The following is a 20150-nucleotide window of genomic DNA, read 5'->3' as shown; positions in this document are numbered from 1 at the left end:
TTGTTATCGTCAAATCTTCCGCTCCGCAGTGTACCGGATCGCGGAAACAGCGAGAAGCATTCTCAGCCAAACAGCGCGCCGGTTAAGGAAGCGGAGAGGTTTTTGATGATTGGTGCTGTCAGTTTGTGACCTGAGTTGTAATTAAACTGTAAACGCATTGATAAAAATTCTGCCTTGTACTAAAACCTATTACATACACACAACAGGTCAGACCTCTTACTACTTCGGAGCTTCTTATGATGGTTCTTAGTATTGTCGTTTTACTGGCTCTCCTCGGCGTGGTGTTCTACCACCGAGTGAACCTTACCCTCAGCAGCCTGATCCTGGTGGCGTACACCGCCGCCATGGGCGCGATTGGCCTGTGGAGCTTCTGGCTGTTGCTGCCGCTGGCGATCGTGCTGCTGCCGCTGAACCTTTCCTCCCTGCGCCGTTCCCTGCTCTCCGCACCGGCGTTGCGCGCCTTCCGCAAGGTGATGCCGCCGATGTCCACCACCGAGAAGGAGGCGATCGACGCCGGCACCACCTGGTGGGAAGGCGATCTGTTCCGCGGCGCGCCGGACTGGAACAAGCTGCACAGCTACCCGAAACCGCGCCTGACGGAAGAAGAGCAGGCGTTTATCGACGGCCCGGTGGAAGAAGCCTGCCGCATGGCCAACGACTTCCAGATCACCCACGAACTGGCCGATCTGCCGCCTGAACTCTGGGCATACCTGAAAGAACACCGTTTCTTCGCGATGATCATCAAGAAAGAGTACGGCGGTCTGGAATTCTCTCCTTATGCTCAGGCGATGGTGCTGCAAAAACTGGCCGGCGTTTCCGGCATCCTGGCGATCACCGTCGGCGTGCCGAACTCCCTCGGCCCGGGCGAACTGCTGCAGCACTACGGCACCGAAGAACAGAAAAACCACTATCTGCCGGGCCTGGCGCGCGGCGACGAGATCCCTTGCTTCGCGCTGACCAGCCCGGAAGCGGGCTCCGATGCCGGTGCCATTCCGGACGTCGGCACCGTGTGCATGGGCGACTGGCAGGGCAAACAGGTGCTGGGCATGCGCCTGACCTGGAACAAGCGCTACATCACGCTGGCGCCGGTCGCCACCGTACTGGGCCTGGCGTTCAAACTGCATGACCCGAACCGCCTGCTGAGCGACAACGAATCCCCGGGCATCACCTGTGCGCTGATCCCGACCAGCACGCCGGGCGTGGAAATCGGCAACCGCCACTTCCCGCTGAACGTGCCGTTCCAAAACGGCCCGACCCGCGGCACCGACGTGTTCGTCCCAATCGATTACATCATCGGCGGCCCGAAAATGGCCGGCCAGGGCTGGCGCATGCTGGTTGAGTGTCTGTCGGTCGGTCGCGGCATCACCCTGCCGTCCAACTCTACCGGCAGCCTGAAATCCATCGCCCTGGCGACCGGTGCCTACGCGCACATTCGCCGTCAGTTCAAGATCTCCATCGGCAAGATGGAAGGGATCGAAGAGCCGTTGGCGCGCATCGCCGGCAACACCTATGTGATGGACGCCGCCGCTTCGCTGATCACCTATGCGCTGGTGCAGGGCGAGAAGCCGGCCGTGCTGTCGGCCATCGTCAAATACCACTGTACGCACCGCGGCCAGCAGTCGATCGTTGACGCCATGGACATCGCCGGCGGTAAAGGCATCATGCTCGGCGAATCCAACTTCCTGGCTCGCGCCTATCAGGGTGCACCGATCGCCATCACGGTGGAAGGCGCGAACATCCTGACCCGCACCATGATGATCTTCGGTCAAGGCGCGATCCGCTGCCATCCTTATGTGCTGGATGAAATGGCGGCGGCGCAGAGCAACGATCTGAACGCCTTCGATAAATCGCTGTTCGGCCATCTGGGCCACGTCGGCAGCAACAAGGTACGCAGCTTCTGGCTGGGCCTGACCAACGGCCGCACCAGCGCCACGCCGACCAAGGACGCGACCCGTCGTTACTATCAGCAATTGAACCGCCTGAGCGCCAACCTGGCGTTGCTGTCGGACGTTTCCATGGGCGTGCTGGGCGGTAGCCTGAAGCGCCGCGAGCGCATCTCCGCTCGCCTGGGGGACATCCTCAGCCAGATGTATTTGGCTTCCGCCGTGCTGAAACGCTTTGACGACGAAGGCCGTCAGAAAGAAGATCTGCCGCTGGTGCATTGGGGCGTGCAAGACAGCCTGCATAAAGCCGAACAGGCGCTGGATGACCTGCTGCGTAACTTCCCGAACCGCTTTATCGCCGGCGCGATGCGCTTCGTGGTCTTCCCGCTCGGCCGTGTGCATACCGCACCGTCTGATCGTCTGGATCACCAGTTGGCCAAGATCCTGCAGGTACCTTCCGCCACCCGCAGCCGTCTGGGGCGCGGCCAGTACCTGACGCCGAGCGAACATAACCCAATCGGCCTGCTGGAAGCGGCGCTGGCCGACGTGATGGCCGCCGAGCCGATTCACGAACGTCTGTGCAAGGCAGTCGGCAAAAACCTGCCGTTCACCCGTCTGGATCGTTTGGCGGAACGCGCGCTGGAAGAAGGCAAGATCAGCGCCGACGAAGCGAAAATTCTGGTGAAAGCCGAAGAGAGCCGTCTGCGCTCCATCAACGTGGACGACTTTGCGCCGGATGCGCTGGCGGCCGCCAAGCCGGAAAAGCCGGCGGCGCAGTCTAAGCGCCAACAGCAGACCGAAGCGGCTTAACGCCAATTCAAGCTTCACGCATCCAAGGGGCGATCATCATCGCCCCTTTTTCTTTTCTTGCATCACGAACTGCGCACCGCGCCGCAGGTTGGCGCAACGGCGGATTTCACGGGAAGGAAGTTCGAGTAGACTGCGCGGCGGGTGCTCTGGATCTTTCTGTCCGGAGCCTTGGCAAAGGAGAGAAAGAGAAAGGCCCCGAGTCGATATTATCAACCCGAGGCCACTCTGATGCCAAGCAACATCAGGTTAGCCTCTTACCCGCCGCAAGGCAAGGATAGGGAGGTCAAAAATGCAGCAAAAACGGGTCGTACTTAAACGGGTGATCGTCTGTATGACGCTGATCGCGTTCATCTGGCTAACCCGCGGTTCGCTGTGCGAACTGCGCATCAGGCTGGGAGGCTCGGAGGTTGCGGCCACTTTGGCTTACGAATCCGAACGGTAAGGCAACCCAACGGCGGGGTTCGCCCCGCCCGTTGGCCGATGGTGTCAGGCAGGATCCACGAGCACCCGTCTTTTCAACCGCTGACCGTCAGTTTGTCGTAGCCGCGCAGGCGGTAATTCACCACCGACACCAACCAGCAGAAGATGAACACGGCGATCACCCAATAGCCCATCTCCCCCAGATGATCGTTGAGCCGTGCGACGGCGTCCCACAGCGGGCCGGACAGCGCCAGCTTGTCGGCGATAAGCCCGAGCGCTTCGATGCCGCCGATAAACACCGCGATGATCACCGACGCCGCCGTGATGGTCATGTTGTAGTACAACTTGCGGATCGGTTTGGAGAACGCCCAACCGTAAGCGCCAATCATCACGAAGTTGTCGATGGAGTCGATCAGCGCCATGCCGGCGGCGAACAGCGCCGGGAACAGCATGATGCTCCACAGATTCATGCCATGGCCCGCACCGGCGGCCGAAATCCCCAGCAGCCCGACCTCGGTGGCGGTGTCGAAGCCCAGGCCAAACAAGAAACCCACCAGGTACATGTGCCAGCTCTGGTTCACCAGCCTGAACAGCGGGCGGAAACAACGCGCCAGCACACCGCCGCCGCTCATCAGCAGATCCAGCGATTGATGCGCAGGCAGTTCGCCCGCCTTCACCTGCCGGAACGCTCGCCACACGGAGATCAGCACCAGCAGATTGATAAAGGCCACCGTCAGCAAAAACAACGAGGACACCAGCGTGCCGATCAGGCCGCCGGTTTCGTGAAACCAGCCCATCTGACGGCTGAACATCATCGCCGTCGCGGCAATCGCGGCCGAGGCCAGCACCACGATGGTCGAGTGGCCGAGCGAGAAGAAGGTACCGACCGCCACCGGCGTTTTGCCCTGCTGCATCAGCTTGCGGGTCACGTTGTCGATCGCGGCGATGTGATCGGCATCCACCGCATGGCGCAGACCAAAACTGTAGGCCAGCAAGGCGGTGCCCATCAGCGCGGCATTGTCTTTGAACACCGCCAGCGCCAGCAGCCAGACGATGACGTTGACCGCCACCAGCCCCAGCAACAGGGATACCGCCCGTCGCCGGGCCGCGCCATGCAATCCTTCGGAAACTACCGCCATACCCACACTCCTGTTTTATCGTTATGTTCAAATCAATGGATTAGCGCCGCGCCGCGATCACCGCCGGATTGGCGCTCAAAAACAGCCAGGACGCGATCACGAACGGCATGGTCAACGACGGCATGCCCAGCGGGGCCAGCAGGGTATTGAACGCGCCCTGTACCAGCACCGTAAAAATCACGCCGAGCAGCGTATAGATCAGCACTCGCCGGCCGGGCGGGTTGAAGACGGATCCCAGCGCCACCGCCGTCAGCACTGCGCTGAAGGCGTACAGCCCGGCGAAAACCGCCTGCGGATCGGCGCCGATCGCCAGCGATGTGGCCACCGCCAGCAACGCGCCGAAAAAACCCAGCAGCATCGCCCGCGGCGACGACACCGCCAGCCCGAGCAACAGCAGTACGCCACCGCTCACGCTGCTGCACAAAAAGACCTGAGAAACGCCATGCAGCGCGCCGCTCAGCATCTCTGCGACGCCGGGATGCGCGTAGAACACCGCCCCGTCGGCCGGGATGGCCGCCGCCGGCAACCGTACATGCCGCAGATGGCTGAACGGGTAGCTGGCCAACAGCACCGTCCAGGTGGTCAGCACGAAAGGCGCCGTCAGCGCCGCGATCTTCCAGGTGCGCAACAGCCGATTGAGGCCAACGGTGACGATCACCGAGATCGTGCTGCTGAACATCACGCCGATCCACAGCCAGGCCGAGGGCAGTAAAAAGGTCGGCAGCGCGGCGCCGACCAGGCAGCCGTTGTAGCCATACAGCCCAGAGCGCAACGCCGTGCGATCGTCCACCAGCCACGCCGCGCTCAGCGTCGCCGACGCAGTGCCCAGCAGACAGCCGAAGGCCACCTGCGGCAACCCTTCCTCATAGGCGCCCACGAAAATGGCGATAAAAAACAGTAATCCGGTCAACGGGTTATTTTGAAACATCACCTGCGAACAGCCGCGCAGCACCGCATCCGTCGCCACCGCTATCCGGCTGTGGGCACACAGACCGCCCCAACTCCACCTTGTCGTCATGACCGCTTCCCGCTGCAGATTAGCGCCAGATAAAGGGCTCCGGCAGCGTCACGCCCAGGATCTCTTCCCGGGCGACGCGCCAGAAAACGCGAATGGCCGCCTTCACCTGGCGCGCCTCTTTGCCCAGGGCCTTAAAGATCAGCCCGCACTCGTTGGGCAACCGGCTGACGCCGCTGGCGATCCCCTCAACCTCGTCATAATGGGGCGCGATGCGATCGAGGATCCGCTGATGGTGCTCGGGCGGCGTCAGCAGGATCACATTGCCGAACACGTCGAACGGCCCCATCACGCCGACCCCGTTCAGCGGGTGTTTATGCGGCTCCAGCACATAGCGTTCGACAAACAGCGTCTTGCCCTCGGGGCGGCAGGCGCTGATGCGCGAGGAGTACACGTCGAATCTGAACCCGCGATCCGCCTGATGGTGTTTGCGCCCCGACATCAGGATCTCGCCGTAGAGCAGCGTCGCCGTCGGGTGTAGCGTAATGCGGGTATCGGTAATGAAGCGCGAACCGCAGTGGGGGATCACCGGATCGGGCATCATCTCCAGATAGCTGCCCTCTTCGAGCGTCAGCGTCTGCATCTGCGCCGCGTAATTATTTTCCATGGCGTGGATCTTGGTCGCCGACTGGGTGGTGACATGCCCGCAGGCCTGGGGAGCGACCTGCACCTCGAGCGTCAGGCGATCGCCCTGCAAGATGCATCCCGAGGTGGAGATGACGAACACGCACGGCATCTGCGGCAGCGCTTCATCCCAATACAGCGCCCGCTGCACCAGAAACGGTACGCGCCGCTCCATCTGCCGCAGCACGCTGCGATGCCCGCTTAGCGCAAACCCCAGCCGCAGATAGCCGGTTTTGCCCACGCCGCCGCTGGCCATTTGCGGCGGCTCATCCTGATAATCGGCCAGCTCCGGCGCATCGGCGCCAAGCTGCGCGACGCGCCTCGCGGCTTCACTGACCGCCGTCATACCGCCGCCGACGGCGCATGGGTGAACAGGAAATCACGCATGATCATGTCCACCAGCTCGTCGATGCCTTCGCCGGTTTTGCAGTTGGTGAGAATATAAGGCCGCTCGCCGCGCACCACGCGGGTGTCGTGTTCCATCACCGCCAGGCTGGCGCCGACATAGGGGGCCAGATCGATTTTGTTGATCACCAGGATGTCGGCCTGCACCAGGCCCGGCCCGTTTTTACGCGGGATCTTTTCCCCTTCGGCGACGTCGATGACATAGATGTAAAAGTCCGCCAGCGCCGGGCTGAAGGTCAGCGTCAGGTTATCGCCGCCGCTCTCGATCATCACCACGTCGCTTTCCGGAAAGCGGGCCTCCATCTCCTCTACCGCCGCGATATTCATGCTCGGATCCTCCCGCACGGCGGTATGCGGGCAAGCGCCGGTTTCCACGCCCAGAATTTTCTCCTCGTCCAGGATCCCCTTGAGCGTGCGCTTGACCTGTTTGGCATCTTCGGTGGTGACGATGTCGTTGGTGATGATCAGCGGGCTGATGCCCCGCTCGATCAAGCGCGGCGTGATGACTTCAATGATCGCGGTCTTGCCCGAGCCTACCGGGCCGCCGATACCGATGCGGGTAATTTTCTTCACTCTGCTCGTTCCTTATTATCAGTTGCTGAACAGTCGGGTAAATGCGCCGACGTGCAGTGCGGCCAGGACATCGGTCACCGGCGCGTAAGAGGCCATTTGTTCAACGCCGCCGCGTTCGGCTTCGTCACAAAAAACGTCGATGTCCCGGTTGAGTTGAAACAGGATGCGTTGGGTGTCGATATGGGTGACGCGCATCAGGCGCATGGCGGCGCTGAGAATGGTCATCGCCACGCCGTACTGATGCATCACCGCCACCTCGCGCGGGCCGGCGCCCAGCGCCGTCATCACCACCGCCTGCGTCACCGGATAGGTGCCGGCGGCGCGGCCGGTTTTGATCTGCTCAAGCCACCAGACCACCTGAGGTTCGTCGCAGATGGCCGCCGCCATTTCCGCCAGCTTTTTTCCCATCCGCACCACCATGTTGCGGCCCTCTTCGTTCAGCTTGCGGTTGAACAGTGCCCAGTCGTGGCCCATCGCCGCCTCGCGATTGCCGGCCTGCAGCGCCCGGCAGGCCGCCGTCACCGCTCGGCCGTCGCCGCCCGCCGCCTGTTGCAAGGCGGTGCGGGTGAACGACTGCAGCGTGTCGGCATCGCGCACGATGCCGGCCTGGATCGCCGACTCGACGCCGTTGGAAAAGGCGAACGCCCCCACCGGCAGCACCGAATCGGCAAACTGCAGGATGCGAATCAACTGGACGGCGTTCATTTCAGTTTGATCACATGCTGGCCGAGGAAGGGGCTGTCGACATGCACATGGGTGGCGGAATCCTCCGCGCCGCCGAACAGCAAGCGCGCTTCGGGCTGGGTCAAATGCGGCAAAATGGTTTCGCCCTTTACGAACGAATAAGGCAACGCGTGGAAACCGTGGGTTTTCATCACCGAATCCATCACCTTGGTCGCCACCGTCAGCGGAATAAAGATGCGATTCCCTTTGATGACCGATTTCCAGTGCTGATTGCCCAGCGCATGCCCCAGTTCGAACGCGGTCTTCAGCACCGTCGCCATATCGGTCGCCAGCAACGACTCAAGATGGATGACCATCACGTCGCGCAGGTTCATCTGCACCACCACCGCGCTGCGGTTCGCTTCGTTCCAAAGCAACACGTCGCCGTCGGCCAGCACCTGATGACGATCGAGGGAGATGCCGAGATCCTGGCCGTCGCGGGTCGTCTTGCGACAGCGGCTTTTCTGCGCCTCCCACTGCGAAAGCGCCAGCACGTCCAGCGAGGCGTGTTGCAAGCGTTCGCGCCAGTCGGCATCCCGTTTGATATTGCCGAGTATCTTTTCAATCACGATCATGAGCGGCGGTTCCTAGCTGAAGAAATAGCGTTGATTAAGCACGGCGGTGGAGATGGGCTTCACCGTGGCGTGTTCGCCGTTGACCTTGACCGCGAAGGTTTCGGGATCCACCTCGATGTGCGGCGTTTCCGCATTGCGCACCATGTCCTGCTTGGAGATCGCCCGGCAGTTATGCACCGCCATCACCTGCCGCTCCAGCCCCAGTTTCTCTTTGATGCCGTCGTGCAACGCGGCGCCGGAGACGAAAGTGACGCAGGTTTCCTGCAACGATTTGCCCATGGCGCCGAACATCGGGCGGTAGAACGTGGGCTGCGGCGTCGGCAACGACGCGTTGGGATCGCCCATCACCGCCCAGTTGATCATCCCTCCCTTGATCACCAGCTTCGGCTTGGCGCCGAAGAAGCGCGGCTCCCACAGCACCAGATCGGCCATCTTGCCGACCTCGACCGAACCCAGCACGTGGCTGATGCCCTGCGCAATCGCCGGGTTGATGGTGATCTTCGCCACGTAGCGCAACACGCGGAAGTTGTCATGCTCCGCCGCGTCTTCCGGCAGCTTGCCGCGCGCGACTTTCATCGCATGTGCCGTCTGCATCACCCGCAACCAGTTTTCGCCGACCCGCCCCATCGCCTGGGAATCGCTGGAAAACATCGACAGCACGCCCATGTCGTGCAGCACGTTTTCCGCCGCGATGGTTTCCGGCCGCACCCGGCTTTCGGAAAACGCCACGTCGGCCGGCACATTGGGATTGAGGTTGTGGCACACCATGATCATGTCGAACAATTCGGCCTGGCTGTTGATGCCGAACGGCAGCGTGGGGTTGGTGGAGCTCGGCAACACGTTCATCTGCGCGGCAACCTTGATGATATCCGGCGAGTGCCCGCCGCCGGCGCCTTCGGTGTGGAAGGTGTGGATGGTGCGCCCTTCAAAGGCGTCGATGGTGTCCTCGACGTAGCCGCCTTCATTCAGGCTGTCGGTGTGCACCGCCACCTGAATATCCATGTCGTCGGCCACGCGCAACGCGTGGCGCAGCGCGGAGTTGGTGGCGCCCCAGTCCTCATGCACTTTCAGCCCCGCCACGCCGGCGGCGATTTGTTCGACCAGCGGCGCAGCGTGCGAAGCGTGCCCCTTGCCGAGCATCCCCACGTTGACCGGCATAGTCTCGAAGGCGCGCAGCATGCGGTGGATATGCCAGGGCCCGGCGGTCACGGTGGTGCCGTTGGAGCCGTCGGTCGGCCCGACGCCACCGCCGAAGAACGTCGTCACGCCGTTGGAAAGCGCATGCGCCGCCTGCTGCGGCGAAATGAAGTGGATATGCGTATCGATGCCGGCGGCGGTCAGGATCAGGTGCTCGCCCGAGATAGCGTCGGTGCTGACGCCCACCACCATCCCGGGCGTGACGCCGTTCATCATCGCCGGGTTGCCGCTTTTGCCGATGCCGGCGATCAGGCCGTTTTTGATGCCGACGTCCGCCTTGATCACCCCTTGCCGGGCGTCCAAAATCGTTACGTTGGTAATCACCAGATCCAGCACGTTATCGCTGGTTAATCGGTTGTCGGCGCCCATGCCGTCACGCAGCGACTTGCCGCCGCCGTAGACCGATTCCTCGCCGTAGCCGCGCAGGTCTTTCTCTATTTCAATAAACAGTTGCGTATCGCCCAAACGAATTTTATCGCCGGTGGTTGGGCCGAACAGCCCGGCATATTCTTGCCTGGAGAGAGTTGGCATGCGTTATTCCTCGCTCGTTTTCGTCGGCGCCTGATCGAGGTTTTTATAACCCAGCTCAATAGCTCGCTTTACATCTATCGTTTTCTTTACTCTTTCACCGGCCGCAACCGGGCTGTCCCCCGCCCAACCGTCCACCAGATTATTAAAACCGTAGACCGTTTGTTTGCCGCCGATGGCAATAAGCGCCACCTCAATCTCGTCACCGGGTTCAAAACGGATCGCCGTCGTGGCAGTGATATTCAAACGCTTGCCAAAGGCGGCAGCGCGATCGAATTGCAAGGCTTTGTTGGCCTCAAAGAAATGAAAATGCGAACCGACCTGAATAGGCCTGTCGCCGGTGTTACGCACCGTTAAAATAAGGCTTTCGCGATCTTCATTGAAGGTAATGGGGGTTTCGGACAGGATATAGCCGCCGGGCGGCACGTGCTTTTCTGGGTCATGCTTTTTCATCGAAATACCTGTGCTGATAAGGTTTATCCGTGGCAATCAGGAACGCAAACCGCACTTACTGAATCGGATCGTGCACCGTCACCAGGCGGCTGCCGTCGCTGAATATCGCTTCGACCTGCACGTGCGGGATCAGATCCGCCACGCCGTCCATCACGTCATCGCGGCTCAATACCTGCCGCGTGTCGTTCATGACTTCTTCCAGCGTTTTTCCCTCGCGGGCGCCTTCCAGCGCTGCGGTGGTAATAATCGCCACCGCCTCGGGGTAATTCAGCTTTATCCCTCTGGACTTTCGCTTTAATGCGACGTCGGCCAGGGTATAGACCATCAACTTTTCAATTTCTCTTGGCGTTAATTGCATGGGGCACTCCGATCTCGATAGGAATAATCAGACAAAACGAGGCCAAAGGTGATTAATAGTTAATAACCTTGCGTTATTTATTTGCGTTTATCTGACCCTCGAACAATCTAGGAGGTAATATTGAGATGATCAACCCACAACTTTATTCACGTTAGAGCATGAGTTATCCCACGCCATAAAAAAGTAACGGTGACATGATAGTTTTTATCGATAAAATTTCTTTTTTTCTCTTTCTGTTTCCACAATAAAACGATCAAAAAAAGCACAGCCCGCCCGGCTTTGTTTTCACCACCTCAATAAAACCCAGAAAAATACCCTCCTCAGGCACCAAACCACCAATATTAAACACATGTAACCAACGGTCAGAAAATATAATTAAATTTACAAATAAGACACGAGCAAAAATACATTTTTAGTTAAAAACAATTTATCTATTCTATTGCTGATACCAATAAGTTCTTAAAAATAAAAAACCCGGCCGCAGCCGGGTTTGCCTCATTGCCGAGTTATTCAGCCTTGCTGACGAATGCGCGCCAACAGCGCGTCAATATGCTCGATCTGCGGCGCATTGACGATCAGCGTTCGCCCCAGTCCCAGCGCATGCCGCTGGCAGTCGAGGCGCATGTCGGCGTCGGCGATGCTGTCCAGATCGGCGACGTGCGCCAGGCCGATGGTGCGCCGAATCAGTTCGGTACCGCAGTACCCGACCGCATCGGCCCAGACCTGTTGCAGGAACTGCTCGGCGTAACCCGGCGTCGCCAGCGCCGCATCCCGGCTTTGCTGATGGCACAGCGCCAGGAAGCGATCGGCAAAGATCAGCCACAGCTCGCGCACATCCTGCAAGCGCTGCTCGCGCCCGGCGGCGGCTTCGCGCGGCCCGAACAGCCCTGGCAGCCCGCAATAGTTGAGCAGCAGATTGCCCAATGCGGTACCGATATCGAAACCGATCGGGCCGTAGAAACCGAATTCGGCGTCGATCGCTTTCAACCGTCCTTCCGCCACGAAGATCGAACCGCTGTGAATATCCCCGTGCAGCAGCGCCTCCGCCTTGCTGAGAAAGCGATGTTTCAGGCCGGCGACGGCCAGCTTCAGCGGCGTATCCTCACGCAGCGCCTGCACCTGCGGCAACAGCGCCGCCTCGAAGCGATTGCGCTCATGATCGATATAAGGATCGGTAAAGAACAGATCTTCAGTGATCTGGCACAGTTCGGGGTTGGTGAAACGGCTGACTTCCGCCTTCTTCTGCTGCGCCGACTGATAAAAATCGGAGGTGTGGAACAGCGTCTGCGCCAGGTATTCCGCCAGCTGCCCGGCCGCCAGCGGGTGATAGTTGCCCTGCACCAGCTCGCTGCGCCAGATGCGATGGTCGGAAAGGTCTTCCTGCACCATCACCGCCAATTCGGGATCGTGATACAAGACTTTTACCGTATGCCGCGGGCAGAAGCCGCCGTGGACCAGCAGCGTTTCCGCTTCGATGCGCGCTCGATCCAGCGTCAACGGCCAGGATTCGCCCACGCAACGCACGTAAGGCAGCGCCTGCTTGACGATCACCCGGCTCACCCCTTCGCGATCGCGGATCTTGAACACCAGGTTCAGGTTGCCGTCACCGATCTCGTCGGCGCTGACCAGTGCCTGCGGTTCAGACACCCGACCGTATTGGCGGGCGTATTCAACGGCGTCGGCAGCCGTAAACGTACGATAAAGCGACATTCCCCAACCCCTCTATTCTCTCTCACCGATCCCAGCGATTCTGTTTATTTAGACGTAAAAGCATTTGGACGTCTATACATCTGGAAGTCATGTTGGCAGAATAGCGTTTCAGATGCAATAACCACGCAACAAGGAATTAACCGCCGATGCAAGCGCTTAACACCACCAGTTTGACCCTGCAGGACAACCGCCTTTGGATCCTCGATCAGCAAGCCCTGCCGCAGGAAAAGCGGTGGCGCGCCTGCGACAGCGTGGAGGAATTGGTCGGGCACATTCACAGCCTGCGGGTGCGCGGCGCGCCGCTGATCGGGCTGTCTGCCAGCCTGCTGTTGGCGCTGCTCGCGGAACGCGGTCTGCCGCGTGCCGAGCTGGAGCAGGCGCTGCACACGCTGCGCGCCGCGCGCCCGACGGCGGTCAACCTGATGAATAATCTGGATCGCATGAAGCTGGCGCTGGCGGAGCCTGATTGGGTGCCGGCAATGGTGAACGAAGCGCTGCGGTTGGTGGAAGAAGATCGCCGATTGTGCGATCGCATTGCCGATCACGGCGCTGGGCTGGTCAAGCCCGGCAGCCGCCTGCTGACCCACTGCAATACCGGCGGGTTGGCCACCGCCGGCGTCGGCACCGCTATCGGCGTGCTGCTGCACGCTCACCGGCAAGGCAAGGTGCAACAGGTGTGGGTCGATGAAACCCGGCCGCTGCTGCAGGGCGGCCGCCTGACCGCCTGGGAACTGGGCGAGCTGGGCATTCCCTATCGCCTGATCTGCGATTCGATGGCCGCCAGCCTGATGGCGCAGGGCCAGGTCGATGCGGTGTGGGTCGGCGCGGATCGCATCGCCGCCAACGGCGACGTCGCCAACAAGATTGGCACTTACAGCCTGGCGGTGCTGGCGCACTACCATGGCATTCCATTCTACGTGGCTGCCCCGCATACCACCCACGATCCGCACTGTCCGGACGGCGCCGCTATCCCGATCGAGCAGCGCGCGGCGGCCGAAGTCACCGGCGTTTCAGGCAGCTTCGGCGCCTGTCAGTGGGCGCCGAACGAGGCACCGGTCTACAATCCGGCGTTCGACGTCACGCCGGCGAAGCTCATCAGCGGATGGGTATTCGACAGCGGCGTGATTACGCCGCAGCAGGTTGAAGCGGGGATCTTCCGACGGACGTTGGGTTAACGCCCGCGGGTTGACGATCAGTCCAGACGTGGATAGTCATCGGCGATCGTGTCGCCGGTGAAATGCGCCACCCAGCCTTCCGGGTTGTCGAACACCCGGATCGCGGTGAAATGCGGGGCCGATCCCATATCGAACCAGTGCCGGGTGTTGGCCGGCACCGAGATCAGATCGTTCTTTTCGCACAGGATCTGGAAGATCTTGCCGTCCAGATGCAGGCAAAACAGCCCTGCTCCTTCGACGAAAAAGCGTACTTCATCTTCGCCGTGCGTATGTTCGGACAGGAATTTTTCACGCAGCGCCTGACGCTGCTCGTGGTCCGGCCGCATGCTGATCACGTCCCAACTCTGGTAGCCCTTTTCCGCCACCAGCCGGTCGATCTCATGCTGGTAGGCGGCGATCACCGCCTCCGGCTGCGGGTTGTCGCCCAACTCGCGATCCGCCTGCCAACGCTCAAAGCGCACGCCGATCTGCGCCAGCTGGCGCTGGATTTCCTGCGCGTCGCGGCTCTGCCACAGCGGCTGCTGCGGCGCTGTATCGCTGAAAATGGTCAATCCACTCATGAGACGAACTCCCCTAAATCGATACGATCAAAACGGTTAACCTGCGGATGCCGGCTCTGCTCGTCCGCCTCATCGCGGATCAGCTGGCAGGTATGCCAGCCGGCGGCCTGCGCCGCATCCAGCTCCTGGTGGATGTCGGACAAAAACAGCAGTTCGTCGGGCGCGATGCCGATAGCCTGCGCGATATTGCGGTACGACGCGGTTTCACGCTTGGCGCCGACGTGCGTATCGAAATAGCCGCTGAACAGCGGCTGCAGATCGCCCGCATCGCTGTGGCCGAACAGCAGTTTCTGCGCTTCCACCGAACCGGAGGAATAGACATAAAGCTTCACCCCCTGCCGCTGCCAGGCGGCCAACTGCCCGGCGACCTCCGGATAAAGATGCCCGCGGAAGTCCCCTTCGCGGTAACCGCTGCGCCAGATGATGCCCTGCAACGCCTTGAGCGCGGTAGATTTACGGTCTTCATCCATAAAGCGGTATAGGGCGGCGATCAGCGCGTCAAGATCTGCCTGCGGCTGGTCAATTTCAGCGCGCAGCGCCGCCAGCGGCGCGGCGACTTCGCTCTCAGCGGCATGGCGGCGCACAAAATCCGCCAGCCGTTCGCGGGCGTAAGGAAACAGTACCTGATGCACAAAGCGAATATCGCTGGTGGTACCTTCAATATCGGTCACGATAGCGCGGATCATTTCGCCTCCAGTAAGCGGCGTTGCAGTTCACACTGGAACAGGAATTCCAGCCCTTCGAGATGGCGGCGGGCTTCCGCCACCTGGCTCCCCCAGCAATACAGGCCGTGGCCGCGTACCAGAAAGCCGTATTGCAGCGGCGTGGCCTCGGCATAGGCCGCCACGCGCGCCGCCAGCCGGGGGATATCCTGATCGTTGTCGAAAATAGGGATCGCCACGCTGTCCAGGTGGCTGCGCTGGCCCGCCAGCGACTTCTGCATTTCGTACCCCTGCAGCACCAGCGCATCGCCGCGCTCCACCCGCGACAGGACGGTAGCGTTGACGGAATGGGTATGCAGCACCGCGCCGATGTGCGCAGACAGGCGGTAGAGCAGCGTATGCAGCCCAGTCTCCGCCGATGGCGTGCGGCCGCTCGGCACATGATTGTCGGCGATATCCACCCGCAGAAAATCGGTGGCGCTGAGGCTACCCTTGTCTTTGCCGGACTCGGTGACCAGGCACTGACGTTCGTCCAGGCGCAGCGACATGTTGCCGCCGGTCGCCGGGCACCAGCCTTTGTCGCCAATCCAGTGGCAGGCCGCCAGCAATGCGGTAAGTTGCGGATTCTCCGTCATTATTATCGTTTCCCGTTCGGTAAGGCGGTCGGCAGATGAAACGTTGCCTGCCGCGTGGCGGGCTAAGCACTTTTTCGCATTTAGCCATCTAAGCGTCTTGATTGCCAAATACTAGCATCGTGTTATATTGACGGCAATATAAGCGCCTGGAGTATTCACCTGCTATGAGCACTTCCGCATTGATTCCCGAAAGTAAACTGCCTGCCCTGGGCACCACCATCTTTACCCAGATGAGCGCGCTGGCGCAGCAGCATCAGGCGATCAACCTGTCGCAGGGCTTCCCCGATTTCGACGGCCCGGACTACCTGAAAGAACGTCTGGCCTGGCACGTCGCCCAGGGCGCCAACCAGTATGCGCCAATGACCGGCGTGGCGCCGCTGCGCGAAGCCATCGCCGACAAAACCGCCGAGCTGTATGGCTGGCAACCGGACGCCACCGCCGAAGTGACCGTCACCGCCGGCGCCACCGAAGCGCTGTTCGCCGCCATCAGTGCGCTGGTGCGCCCCGGCGACGAAGTGGTCTGCTTCGATCCCAGCTATGACAGCTATGCGCCGGCGGTCACGTTGGCCGGCGGCATACTCAAACGCATCGCCCTGCAGCCGCCCGCGTTTGCCGTGGATTGGCCAGGGTTCGCCGCCGCGCTGTCGCCACGCACCCGCCTGGTGATCGTCAACACGCCGCACAACCCGTCCGCCACCGCCTGGCAGGCGGAAGACATGCAGCAGCTGTGGCACGCTATCGCCGAACGCGAAATCTACGTGCTCAGCGACGAGGTTTACGAACACATCTGCTTCGCCAAAGGCGGGCACGCCAGCGTGCTGGCCCACCCGCAGCTGCGCCAACGCGCGATCGCGGTGTCCTCTTTCGGCAAAACCTTCCACATGACCGGCTGGAAAGTGGGCTATTGCGTGGCACCCGCCGCGCTGAGCGCCGAGGTGCGCAAAGTGCATCAATACCTGACCTTTTCGGTCAATACCCCGGCCCAGCTGGCGCTGGCGGATAGCCTGCGCGCCGAGCCGGAGCACTGGCGACAGCTGCCGGCGTTCTATCGCGCCAAACGCGACCGCTTTGTGCAGGCGCTGACGAGCAGCCGACTGGAAATTTTACCCTGCGCGGGTACATACTTCTTGCTGGCGGACTACAGCGCCATCTCCGATCTGGACGATGTGGCATTCTGCCATTGGTTAACCGAGCACGTGGGCGTGGCGGCCATTCCGCTGTCGGTCTTCTGCGCCGATCCTTTCCCCCATAAATTGATCCGGCTGTGCTTCGCTAAACAGGACGCCACGCTGGATGCAGCTGCGGAGCGGTTATGTCGACTTTAAAAATTACCCTGTTGCAGCAACCGCTGGTCTGGCGCGACGGCCCCGCCAACCTGGCGGCTTTCGATGCGTTGCTGGCGCCGATCGTTGGCCGAGATCTCATCGTCTTGCCGGAGATGTTCACCACCGGTTTCGCCATGGATGCCGGCGAGAGCGCCCTGCCCGAACAGCAGGTGATCGACTGGCTGCACGGTTGGGCGGTGAAAAGCCACGCGTTAATCGGCGGCAGCGTGGCGCTGAAAACTGACGAAGGTGCGGTCAACCGCTTCCTGCTGGTCGAGCCGGGCGGCCAGGTGCACGCCTATGACAAACGCCACCTGTTCCGCATGGCCGGCGAACATCTGCACTACCAAGCCGGCAACCGGCGTGAAATCTTCGAATGGCGCGGCTGGCGCATCCTGCCGCAGATCTGCTACGACCTGCGTTTCCCGGTCTGGGCGCGCTATCAGCAGGATTACGATCTGGCGCTGTACGTCGCCAACTGGCCGGCGCCGCGCAGCAACCATTGGCAAACGCTGCTGGCGGCGCGGGCGATTGAAAACCAGGTGTACGTGGCGGGCTGCAACCGGGTGGGCGAAGATCCCAACGGCCTGAGCTACAGCGGAGACAGCTTAATCATCAGCCCTCAGGGCGAGATCCTGGCGAATGCGGAGCCCTGCGCGGCCACGCGGCTGGACGCCGAGCTGTCGCTGGAAACCCTGCAGAGTTACCGCAGCGCCTTCCCGGCCTGGCGCGATGCCGACAGCTTTCTGCGTTTAGACTGATTCCTCCTTCTCCCAGCCGGCGATCATCAGGCAATAGGCCTGGATCGCCAGCGCCACGTCCGCCTGCCGCACCGCTTCGTCCGGATGATGGCTGACGCCGCCGGCGCAACGCACGAACAGCATGCCGACCGGCCATTGCGCCGCCACGGCGATGGCGTCATGCCCAGCGCCGCTCGGCAACGCCAGGCTACGGCCCTGCACTTGTGCGACAGCCGCCTGCCAGCGGCGCTGCAGGTCCACGTCGCAGGCGGTGGCATCGATGCAATAAAACGCCTCGCTGGCGAAGCGCATTCCACGCCGCGCGCAGATCGCCTGCGCCTGCGCCAGCAACGCCGTCAATAGCGCCGCCAGCGGCGCATCCTGCGGGCCGCGCACATCGAGCGTCAATTTCACCTCACCGGGGATCACATTGACCGCGCCCGGCAGACTCTCGATGCAGCCGACGGTGGCCACCAGTGGCGAATCGGCGGCGCAGGTCAGCGTTTCGACCGCCGTGATCCATTCTGCTGCGGCCGCCAGCGCATCTTTGCGCTGCCCCATCGGCACCGTGCCAGCGTGGCCCGCCTCGCCGCTGAAAGTGCAGTTAAGCCGGCGCGCGCCATTGATCGCCGTCACCACGCCCAGCGCCAAATCGGCCGCCTCCAGACATGGGCCCTGTTCGATATGTAATTCGAGATAGGCGCGAATTTCGTTTGGTGCGCGATGCGCCTGCGCGATCGCCGCCGGATCCAGCCCAAAGTCGCGCATCGCCTGCGCTATGCTCACGCCGTCGGCGTCGGTGCGCGCCAGCCACTCTGCGGGCCACTGGCCGGTCAGGCCGCGGCTGCCGAGCAGCGTGACGCCAAAGCGCGCGCCCTCCTCGTCGGCAAAGCCGATCACCTCCAGCGCCAGCGGTAATCGATGCCCCTGGCGGTGATAGTGCGCCACCGTTTCCAGCGCCGTGAGCACGCCGAGCATGCCGTCATAGCGCCCGGCGTTACGCACCGTGTCCAAATGCGAACCGAGCAGCAGCGCGGGGGCGCCGGGCGTGTGCCCTTCATAGCGGCCGCAGATATTGCCGACGCTGTCCTGCCAAACCTGCATGCCGCTCTCACGCATCCACTCCCCGACTCGGTGATTGGCGCGCCGATGTTCGGCGGAGAGATAAAGACGCGTCAGCCGATCGGGCTCTGCGCTGATCGCCGCCAGCTCGTCACAGCGCGCCATCACCCGTGCGGCGGCCTGCTGTGCCTCCAGCGGCGTCATCCACGCTTGCCTGTGTCATAAACGTTCCAGGCGGCCTGCAACGCCTCGCCCTGCTTGCTGGCGAAACCGAGGCGGTTCAGCACCGCCTCCAGCGCCGCCAGGGTTTGCAGCACGCAATCTTTGCGCGCGTTGTAACCCATGGTGCCAATGCGCCAGATCTTGCCCTGCAGCGGGCCAAACGAGGTGCCGATTTCAATGCCAAAGTCGTTCAGCATCATCTGCCGCACCTGTTCACCCTGTACCTGCGGCGGGATCATCACGCCAAGCACGTTGTTCATGCGGTGCTCAAGATCGCCGAACACTGCCAGCCCCATGCCCCGGATGCCCGCCAGCATCGCCGCGCCCTGCAGCCGGTGGCGGGCGATGGCGTGATCCAGCCCTTCTTCGAGGATCACCCGCGCGCATTCCCGCGCCGCGAACAGCATGCTGGTAGCTTCGGTATGGTGATTGAGGCGCTCCGGCCCCCAATAATCCATGATCATGCCGATGTCGAAATAGTTGGAGTAGATCATCTCGTCGTCGCCATCGGCGTGCTCGGCGGTGCGGATCCCCTCCTCCACGCATTTACGGCGGCGCACAATCTCTTCAAACTGCGGGCTGAGAGTGACCGGCGAGCTGCCGGAGGGGCCACCCAGGCACTTCTGCAGCCCGGCGGAGACCGCATCCAGCCCCCAGGCATCGGTCTCCAGCGGGTTACCGCCGAAGGAAGCCGTCGCGTCGGTATAGAACAGCACGCCGTGGCGACGACAGATATCGCCCAGCTCATGCAGCGGCTGCAGCATGGTGGTGGACGTGTCGCCCTGCACCGTCAGCAGCAGGCGCGGGCGCACTCGCTTAATCGCGTCTTCGATGCGATCGGCGCTGAACACTTCACCCCACGGTACCTCGATCGTGTGTACCTCGGCACGGCAGCGGCGGGCAATCTCGCACAGCAGATGCCCGAAACGGCCGAAGACCGGCACCAGCACCTTATCGCCCGGTCGAATGGCGGAAACCAGCAGTGCCTCGATGCCGGCGCGCGAGGTGCCGTCCACCAGCATCGTCCAGCGGTTTTCGGTGCGGAACAGCGCGCGGTACAGCGCCATGACCTGATTCATGTAACCAGTCATCGCCGGATCGTACTGGCCGATCAGCTGACTCGACATGGCGCGCAGCACGCGCGGATCGGCGTTGATCGGCCCCGGCCCCATCAGCAGGCGCGCCGGCGGGTTAATCTGATCGAATTGCGAAATATCCAACATGTTCATTCCCTGTCAGCTTAGTAAGTTATTGAGTTATGCCGTCAGCGTCGACATGACGTTTGTTTGCTGCCCAACAGCCTACTCCCGATAGGGATTCAGTTGAAACAAAAGATTCTTATGATCAATTAATGAA

The 20150-nt window shown here is 61.7% G+C and carries 20 protein-coding genes; 5 read left to right on the top strand and 15 right to left on the bottom strand.

Annotated elements, in window-relative coordinates; all coding sequences use genetic code 11:
• The first annotated feature begins 236 nt into the window (after nucleotides 1-236).
• Together fadE and QOL81_RS06890 are read left to right on the top strand one after the other, a co-directional pair.
• Nucleotides 237-2693 carry an acyl-CoA dehydrogenase FadE gene (fadE, locus tag QOL81_RS06895; protein ID WP_038871338.1) on the top strand — a complete coding sequence of 819 codons (2457 nt, stop codon included), beginning with the start codon at nucleotides 237-239 and terminating at the stop codon, nucleotides 2691-2693.
• A 289-nt stretch (nucleotides 2694-2982) separates the two neighbouring features.
• A complete protein-coding gene (locus QOL81_RS06890; RefSeq protein ID WP_197794041.1) occupies nucleotides 2983-3135 on the top strand; it encodes a Hok/Gef family protein in 153 nt (50 codons plus the stop codon).
• Nucleotides 3136-3208: 73 nt separating this feature from the next.
• On the opposite strand, the gene QOL81_RS06885 is transcribed toward QOL81_RS06890, so the two are convergent.
• The 10 genes from QOL81_RS06885 to mtnK all read right to left on the bottom strand — a co-directional run bounded on the left by QOL81_RS06885 (nucleotide 3209) and on the right by mtnK (nucleotide 12413).
• Entirely contained in the window at nucleotides 3209-4252 is a 1044-nt protein-coding gene (locus tag QOL81_RS06885; RefSeq protein WP_049271941.1) for a HoxN/HupN/NixA family nickel/cobalt transporter, read from the bottom strand.
• 40 nt (nucleotides 4253-4292) lie between these two features.
• A complete protein-coding gene (gene yut, locus QOL81_RS06880; RefSeq protein WP_060425293.1) occupies nucleotides 4293-5270 on the bottom strand; it encodes an urea transporter in 978 nt (325 codons plus the stop codon).
• Nucleotides 5271-5289: 19 nt separating this feature from the next.
• Entirely contained in the window at nucleotides 5290-6237 is a 948-nt protein-coding gene (locus QOL81_RS06875; RefSeq protein WP_049202286.1) for an urease accessory protein UreD, read from the bottom strand.
• Nucleotides 6234-6869: an urease accessory protein UreG gene (gene ureG, locus QOL81_RS06870; RefSeq protein ID WP_019454316.1), complete on the bottom strand. Its 636-nt coding sequence runs from the start codon at nucleotides 6867-6869 to the stop codon at nucleotides 6234-6236. Before ureG ends, QOL81_RS06875 begins: the two co-directional genes overlap by 4 nt.
• Before the next feature lie 18 nt (nucleotides 6870-6887).
• Nucleotides 6888-7574, bottom strand: a complete 687-nt coding sequence (locus QOL81_RS06865) for an urease accessory protein UreF (RefSeq protein WP_070915463.1) — start codon at nucleotides 7572-7574, stop codon at nucleotides 6888-6890.
• Nucleotides 7571-8167: an urease accessory protein UreE gene (locus tag QOL81_RS06860; protein WP_070915461.1), complete on the bottom strand. Its 597-nt coding sequence runs from the start codon at nucleotides 8165-8167 to the stop codon at nucleotides 7571-7573. Before QOL81_RS06860 ends, QOL81_RS06865 begins: the two co-directional genes overlap by 4 nt.
• 12 nt (nucleotides 8168-8179) lie before the next feature.
• Nucleotides 8180-9895, bottom strand: a complete 1716-nt coding sequence (locus tag QOL81_RS06855; protein WP_064290444.1) for an urease subunit alpha — start codon at nucleotides 9893-9895, stop codon at nucleotides 8180-8182.
• A 3-nt stretch (nucleotides 9896-9898) separates the two neighbouring features.
• A complete protein-coding gene (locus QOL81_RS06850) occupies nucleotides 9899-10345 on the bottom strand; it encodes an urease subunit beta (RefSeq protein ID WP_087763216.1) in 447 nt (148 codons plus the stop codon).
• 55 nt (nucleotides 10346-10400) lie between these two features.
• Nucleotides 10401-10703: an urease subunit gamma gene (locus tag QOL81_RS06845; protein ID WP_025160087.1), complete on the bottom strand. Its 303-nt coding sequence runs from the start codon at nucleotides 10701-10703 to the stop codon at nucleotides 10401-10403.
• A 510-nt stretch (nucleotides 10704-11213) separates the two neighbouring features.
• Complete coding sequence (mtnK, locus tag QOL81_RS06840; protein WP_169318073.1) at nucleotides 11214-12413, bottom strand: S-methyl-5-thioribose kinase; 1200 nt, start codon at nucleotides 12411-12413, stop codon at nucleotides 11214-11216.
• Nucleotides 12414-12559: 146 nt separating this feature from the next.
• On the opposite strand from mtnK, the gene mtnA reads away from it, so the two are divergent.
• On the top strand, nucleotides 12560-13588 hold the full coding sequence (gene mtnA, locus QOL81_RS06835; protein ID WP_060425286.1) for an S-methyl-5-thioribose-1-phosphate isomerase: 1029 nt from the start codon (nucleotides 12560-12562) through the stop codon (nucleotides 13586-13588).
• A gap of 17 nt (nucleotides 13589-13605) precedes the next feature.
• Here mtnA and QOL81_RS06830 read toward each other — a convergent pair whose 3' ends face one another.
• Genes QOL81_RS06830 through QOL81_RS06820 form a run of 3 tightly spaced genes read right to left on the bottom strand, consistent with a single transcriptional unit; the run spans nucleotide 13606 to nucleotide 15445 of the window.
• Complete coding sequence (locus QOL81_RS06830; RefSeq protein WP_169318072.1) at nucleotides 13606-14148, bottom strand: 1,2-dihydroxy-3-keto-5-methylthiopentene dioxygenase; 543 nt, start codon at nucleotides 14146-14148, stop codon at nucleotides 13606-13608.
• Entirely contained in the window at nucleotides 14145-14834 is a 690-nt protein-coding gene (mtnC, locus tag QOL81_RS06825; RefSeq protein ID WP_043135516.1) for an acireductone synthase, read from the bottom strand. The genes QOL81_RS06830 and mtnC overlap by 4 nt, the downstream gene beginning before the upstream one ends.
• Nucleotides 14831-15445: a methylthioribulose 1-phosphate dehydratase gene (locus QOL81_RS06820; RefSeq protein WP_038871354.1), complete on the bottom strand. Its 615-nt coding sequence runs from the start codon at nucleotides 15443-15445 to the stop codon at nucleotides 14831-14833. The genes mtnC and QOL81_RS06820 overlap by 4 nt, the downstream gene beginning before the upstream one ends.
• Before the next feature lie 164 nt (nucleotides 15446-15609).
• Between QOL81_RS06820 and QOL81_RS06815 the strand changes: the two genes are divergently transcribed.
• Nucleotides 15610-16770, top strand: a complete 1161-nt coding sequence (locus QOL81_RS06815; RefSeq protein ID WP_141958030.1) for a pyridoxal phosphate-dependent aminotransferase — start codon at nucleotides 15610-15612, stop codon at nucleotides 16768-16770.
• Entirely contained in the window at nucleotides 16758-17531 is a 774-nt protein-coding gene (locus QOL81_RS06810) for an amidohydrolase (protein WP_197784817.1), read from the top strand. The genes QOL81_RS06815 and QOL81_RS06810 overlap by 13 nt, the downstream gene beginning before the upstream one ends.
• Here QOL81_RS06810 and hpxK read toward each other — a convergent pair.
• Nucleotides 17523-18776 (bottom strand): allantoate amidohydrolase, encoded by a 1254-nt coding sequence (hpxK, locus tag QOL81_RS06805; RefSeq protein WP_100397115.1) that lies wholly within the window; start codon nucleotides 18774-18776, stop codon nucleotides 17523-17525. The two genes, QOL81_RS06810 and hpxK, sit on opposite strands and share 9 nt — an antisense overlap.
• Nucleotides 18773-20017 carry a pyridoxal-phosphate-dependent aminotransferase family protein gene (locus QOL81_RS06800; protein WP_283439750.1) on the bottom strand — a complete coding sequence of 415 codons (1245 nt, stop codon included), beginning with the start codon at nucleotides 20015-20017 and terminating at the stop codon, nucleotides 18773-18775. Before QOL81_RS06800 ends, hpxK begins: the two co-directional genes overlap by 4 nt.
• Between the last annotated feature and the right edge of the window lie 133 nt (nucleotides 20018-20150).

This window comes from Serratia sp. CC22-02 (assembly GCF_900182895.1).
Lineage (GTDB): Bacteria > Pseudomonadota > Gammaproteobacteria > Enterobacterales > Enterobacteriaceae > Serratia > Serratia nevei.
Note: the sequence above shows the minus strand (reverse complement) of the source record. Positions and strands in the feature narration are given on the sequence as shown.

What these genes read in the sequence shown, in the direction of transcription:
- QOL81_RS06830 (WP_169318072.1), bottom strand. Translation starts at nt 14,148, where the DNA reads ATGAGTGGATTGACCATTTTCAGCGATACAGCGCCGCAGCAGCCGCTG.
- mtnC (WP_043135516.1), bottom strand. Translation starts at nt 14,834, where the DNA reads ATGATCCGCGCTATCGTGACCGATATTGAAGGTACCACCAGCGATATT.
- mtnK (WP_169318073.1), bottom strand. Translation starts at nt 12,413, where the DNA reads ATGTCGCTTTATCGTACGTTTACGGCTGCCGACGCCGTTGAATACGCC.
- QOL81_RS06855 (WP_064290444.1), bottom strand. Translation starts at nt 9,895, where the DNA reads ATGCCAACTCTCTCCAGGCAAGAATATGCCGGGCTGTTCGGCCCAACC.
- mtnA (WP_060425286.1), top strand. Translation starts at nt 12,560, where the DNA reads ATGCAAGCGCTTAACACCACCAGTTTGACCCTGCAGGACAACCGCCTT.
- hpxK (WP_100397115.1), bottom strand. Translation starts at nt 18,776, where the DNA reads ATGACGCCGCTGGAGGCACAGCAGGCCGCCGCACGGGTGATGGCGCGC.
- QOL81_RS06860 (WP_070915461.1), bottom strand. Translation starts at nt 8,167, where the DNA reads ATGATCGTGATTGAAAAGATACTCGGCAATATCAAACGGGATGCCGAC.
- QOL81_RS06875 (WP_049202286.1), bottom strand. Translation starts at nt 6,237, where the DNA reads ATGACGGCGGTCAGTGAAGCCGCGAGGCGCGTCGCGCAGCTTGGCGCC.
- QOL81_RS06815 (WP_141958030.1), top strand. Translation starts at nt 15,610, where the DNA reads ATGAGCACTTCCGCATTGATTCCCGAAAGTAAACTGCCTGCCCTGGGC.
- QOL81_RS06850 (WP_087763216.1), bottom strand. Translation starts at nt 10,345, where the DNA reads ATGAAAAAGCATGACCCAGAAAAGCACGTGCCGCCCGGCGGCTATATC.
- QOL81_RS06820 (WP_038871354.1), bottom strand. Translation starts at nt 15,445, where the DNA reads ATGACGGAGAATCCGCAACTTACCGCATTGCTGGCGGCCTGCCACTGG.
- QOL81_RS06885 (WP_049271941.1), bottom strand. Translation starts at nt 4,252, where the DNA reads ATGGCGGTAGTTTCCGAAGGATTGCATGGCGCGGCCCGGCGACGGGCG.
- fadE (WP_038871338.1), top strand. Translation starts at nt 237, where the DNA reads ATGATGGTTCTTAGTATTGTCGTTTTACTGGCTCTCCTCGGCGTGGTG.
- yut (WP_060425293.1), bottom strand. Translation starts at nt 5,270, where the DNA reads ATGACGACAAGGTGGAGTTGGGGCGGTCTGTGTGCCCACAGCCGGATA.
- QOL81_RS06890 (WP_197794041.1), top strand. Translation starts at nt 2,983, where the DNA reads ATGCAGCAAAAACGGGTCGTACTTAAACGGGTGATCGTCTGTATGACG.
- QOL81_RS06800 (WP_283439750.1), bottom strand. Translation starts at nt 20,017, where the DNA reads ATGTTGGATATTTCGCAATTCGATCAGATTAACCCGCCGGCGCGCCTG.
- QOL81_RS06810 (WP_197784817.1), top strand. Translation starts at nt 16,758, where the DNA reads ATGTCGACTTTAAAAATTACCCTGTTGCAGCAACCGCTGGTCTGGCGC.
- QOL81_RS06845 (WP_025160087.1), bottom strand. Translation starts at nt 10,703, where the DNA reads ATGCAATTAACGCCAAGAGAAATTGAAAAGTTGATGGTCTATACCCTG.
- QOL81_RS06865 (WP_070915463.1), bottom strand. Translation starts at nt 7,574, where the DNA reads ATGAACGCCGTCCAGTTGATTCGCATCCTGCAGTTTGCCGATTCGGTG.